Source organism: Candidatus Effluviviaceae Genus V sp. (assembly GCA_014728125.1).
In the GTDB taxonomy this organism is placed as follows: Bacteria; Joyebacterota; Joyebacteria; order Joyebacterales; family Joyebacteraceae; genus WJMD01.
Genome location: WJMD01000160.1, coordinates 1 through 4,224, shown reverse-complemented (window position 1 = coordinate 4,224; position 4,224 = coordinate 1). Strand labels below are relative to the sequence as shown.

At 67.1% G+C, this 4,224-nt stretch carries 4 protein-coding genes; 1 reads left to right on the top strand and 3 read right to left on the bottom strand.

The annotated features are described in order from the left end of the window. From GF405_09680 to GF405_09670, 3 genes are all read right to left on the bottom strand, one after another. Window positions 1–435: hypothetical protein (locus GF405_09680; protein MBD3368422.1), on the bottom strand; the 435-nt coding region annotated here is incomplete at its 3' end. Then, window positions 432–2,369, bottom strand: a complete 1,938-nt coding sequence (locus tag GF405_09675) for an ATP-binding cassette domain-containing protein (protein MBD3368421.1) — start codon at window positions 2,367–2,369, stop codon at window positions 432–434. The genes GF405_09675 and GF405_09680, both read right to left, overlap by 4 nt. Before the next feature lie 12 nt (window positions 2,370–2,381). Continuing rightward, entirely contained in the window at window positions 2,382–3,572 is a 1,191-nt protein-coding gene (locus GF405_09670) for a hypothetical protein (protein ID MBD3368420.1), read from the bottom strand. Window positions 3,573–3,762: 190 nt separating this feature from the next. Here GF405_09670 and GF405_09665 point away from each other — a divergent pair. Continuing rightward, window positions 3,763–4,224, top strand: a 462-nt coding sequence (locus GF405_09665) for a hypothetical protein (protein ID MBD3368419.1), incomplete at its 3' end; no start/stop codon positions are given.

Genomic DNA, 4,224 nt, shown 5'->3' with positions numbered 1-4,224 from the left:
TGGCGAGAGTGTCTCCAGATACCTGGACACGAGCCGCCGAGAGGCGCGGTACGGTCGCCTGAGGACGCGAACGGCGATGCTGTCGAACGGATCGCGTTTTCTGTACCTGAGAACCGCGTCGGCGCCCGAGGCGCGGGAGAGCACGCGGCTCCGCGCGTTCGAGTGCAGGTCGATGACGAAGCGGTACGAGACGTCGCGGATCTCGCGGGCGAGTCGCCGGAGACCACCCCCGGTCTCGTCGAACGGGTGGACCCGGTCGATCGACTCGTTGCCGGCGACCAGGTCGGTGAAGCGCCGCTTGAGCGCGAAGCCCACCCTCGCATCGGGGAACCGCTCTCTGAGAGCCGCGACCGCGGGCTCCGTCAGAACGATGTCGCCCACGGAACTCAGGCGGATGAAGAGAAAGCCGTCGGTCCCGTCGGGCGTCGCCTTCACTGACCTGCTCCGGTCGTGTTGACACCTTCGTCCCGGAACTGCATCTCGTACAGCCTGCGATAGACACCTCCCGCGCCCATGAGCTCGTCGTGGGTTCCGGTCTCCACGATGCGACCGTCCGTGAGCACGACGATGCGGTCGGCGTTGCGGACGGTCGAGAGCCTGTGCGCGATCAGGAGCACCGTGCGTCCTTCGAGCAGGTGCTCGATCGCCTCCTGAACAAGCCTCTCCGACTCGGTATCGAGAGACGACGTCGCCTCATCGAAAACAAGCACGGGGGGGTTCTTCAGAATCGCCCTGGCGATCGCTATCCTCTGACGCTCACCGCCCGAGATCATCGTTCCGCGCTCGCCGATGAACGTATCGTAGCCCTCGGGAAGCCCCGAGATGAAGTCGTGCGCGTTCGCGGCTCTCGCGGCCGCGTGGACGTCCTCGTCGCTCGCTCCCTCGAGCCCGTACGCGATGTTGTTCCGGACGGTGTCGTTGAACAGGATCGTCTCCTGCGTGACGATCCCCATCAGTGCGCGGAGCGAAGCGAGCTCCGCGTCCCGGAGGTCCATGCCGTCGATCGTCACCCTTCCCGCGGTCGGATCGTAGAAGCGGGGAAGGAGATCGAGCAGCGTCGATTTCCCGGCGCCGCTCGGTCCGACGATGGCGACGATCTCACCGCGGCTGATGGTCAGGTCGATATCGTGCAGCACCTGTCCGCCGGTGTCGTACCGGAACGACACCGACTCGTAGCGGATGCTGTCCACGAATCCGGGCAGCTTCCGGGGATGCTCGGCCTCCCGCACCGACGGGACGGTGTCGAGAATCTCGAAGATCCGGGCGGCCGCCGCCAGACCGGTCTGGAGCTGGTTGTTCGCCTTCGACACCTTGCGGAGCGGCTGCATCGTCGAGAGCGTCGCCGCCAGGAAGATGAGGAACCAGTCGGGCGAGACGGTGCCGCCCACCAGCACCTGCCGCCCGCCGTACCACAGGATCACGACGACGCCGGCCACCCCGAGATACTCGGTCAGCGGGCCCGCCAGGGCCCCCAGCACCTCCATCCTGATCGTCCTTCTCAGGAACTCCTGCGTCTGCTTTCGGAACCGGCCGCGCTCGTACGACTCCATTCCGAACGCCTTGACGACACGGACCCCCGAGATCGTCTCCTGAAGCGTCGACGTGATGTCGGCCATCTTCTCCTGAATGCGGGCGCTCCGCTTCCTGAGGCGCTGGCCGACCCTGCCGATCAGGTAGACGATCGGCGGCAGGACGGCGAACGTGATGAGCGCCAGTCTCCAGCTGATCCAGATGGCGACGCCGAGATAGAGGACGACGAGGAACGACTCCCGGAAGAGATTGGCGAACGTCGCGACGAGAGCCCGACGCACCAGATTGACGTCGTTCGTGATGCGTGAGATGAGCTGGCCGGTCCTCCTGCCGTGGAAGAACGACAGCGAGAGACCCGACAGCTTCGTGAAGAGCTCGTCTCGCAGGTCCCGGATCACGCGCTGTTCGACCGTGATCATGAGGAAGGTCTGCAGGTAGCCGAAGATGCCCTTGACGAGAAAGACGACGAGCAGCGCCACGCAGATCTTCGCCAGCGCCCTCATCGGCGTCTCGCTCTCGAAGAAGCCGAGGATCCGCCCTCTGAGTCTCTCCTTGAGCCCCCCGACCGACGCCCCGCCGACCTCGACGTCGTCCGCCATCGACGACATCTCGCCGGCCATATCGGTCGCTGAGCCGACGAGCTCGGCGGCCGCACCCTCGGGCTCGGCCGTCTCTTCCGCGACGAGCGTATGTTCCTGGAAGAGCACGTTGACGAACGGGAGGATCATCCCCAGCGTGGCGCCCGACAGTATCGCGAACACGGCCATGCAGACGAGCGCCGCCAGAAGGCGGCGCCAGTACGGTCTCACGTATGCGATGAGTCTCAGAAAGAGCCGCATGGCCTTTCGGTCCTACCCCGCTCCGGCGAGCAGGACAGCCTCCGTCCGTTCGATGAACTCCTCGATCGGGAACCGCTCACCGGGCACGAGCTCGACGATCTCTATGAGCCCGCTCTCGGGAAGCGCCGACTGCTCGATCTCCTCGCGCGCCATCAGTGAGACGGTCGGCACGTCCATGGCCACGGCGAAGTACACGAGGTCCGTGTTGCCCGCGACGAAGAGGTCGCACTGCCCCAGCAGGCTGACGACGTCGCGGGTCCGACGCTGCTGCACGACGATCGGCTCGCGCGAGAGCATCGACTCGAGCCGGCGCGCGATATCCTGGTTCTCCGGCGACGTCAGCAGAATGGCCTTGGCCTGGTAGTCGGTGCACAGCTTGTCGAGGAGGCGGGCCTGCTGAGCCAGCGACATTGACGTGCCGCCCCGTCCGGGTCCCGGGTCGAACCCGACCAGCAGCTCCTCCTCCCTCGGCTTCCGGAAGTGGACCAGCTGCTCCGCGAGCCGCCGCTCGCGCTCCGGAACCACCCAGCGGAGCGCAAGGTCCGACACATCGACGCCGATGACCCGGGCGATCTCGAGGCCGAGTTGCGCCCGCGTCCTACCGGAGACCTTCCGCGACACCTCCATATTGAGGAAGGGCTCGTTCCCTGAGCTCTGCATCCCCGCACGGACGCTTGCCCCCGTGGCGTAGCAGAGCAGGACACGCTCGAGATCGAACTCGCGGTCGAGGACGATGGCGATGTCGAACCGATAGGAGCGCAGCCGCTTCGCGAGAGAGCCGAGGGCCGACAGTCGGCGCACGCCTCGCGGCAGACTGTATCCTATCACGCGGTCGAGCTCGGACGCGCCCTCGAGCAGGTCCCTGTCCTCCTCCCGCACGAGCGCCGCGATCTTCCCGGAGGGGTATCCCCGGCGGAAGGCGCGGATCGTCGGCATGGCGAAGAGGGCCCCCGTCACACCCGGCTCGGGCATGACCAGGATCCGCTCGGCATCGCGGAACGCCTCTGAGAAGGAGATCGGTTCGTGCCTGCGGAAACGCTCGAGGTACCAGCCGGCCAGACGCACGAGCCAGGGAGATGCGCCCGCGAGACCGCCCTCAGCGGCCGGCGTCTCCCGGCTGACCCTCGGCTCGTCCTCGCTTGGGGGCCGGTTCGTCACTGAATGCTCTTTCCGATCGCGCCCGTGTGGTGAGAGAGCGCGCATCGAGGACGCGCTTACCCGAATGCCGGACACCGCCTCGTGGCCCGGCTCATCCTCGTTCAGCGAGGAAGGCTAGCAGACGGGTTTGAGAGGTGTCAACCGTTTTCTATCGTGCTAACATCAAGCGGGGCGTGTACTTCTGGCGCATCAGCCCCGTGTGCGTGCCGGGATGTCTGATAGACTCCGGAGTGTCATGACGCTGCGCGAAGAGAAGAGCCCCCTGAAACACGGGACCATCCCTCGTCCGCTTCGACCGAGGACGGCGGCCGCTTTCGCGAGTCTGGGCTTCCTCGCCCTCTCCGTCCAGGCCCTTGTCCTCCGCGAACTGCTCGTGGGCTGGCGGGGCAACGAGATGTCGCTCGGCATAGCGCTGGCCATCTGGCTGGGGCTTACGGGCCTCGGGAGTCTCGTCGGAGCCCGGGCGCGCGCCGCATCCGCCCGCGTCTTCAGTGGCCGGCTCGCGCTCCTCGGGATGCTCGCCCCGCTCACTCTGCTCGCGGCCAGGTTCTCCCCCGCGCTCTTCGGCATCGGCCCCGGGCGGTCCGCCGGACCGTGGCCGCTCGTCGGCGCCGCCGTATGCTCGATCGCGCCGTTCGCCGTCCTGGCCGGATCGCTCTTCCCGGCGGCGGTCACGCTCGCGGGAGGTGACCGGGCG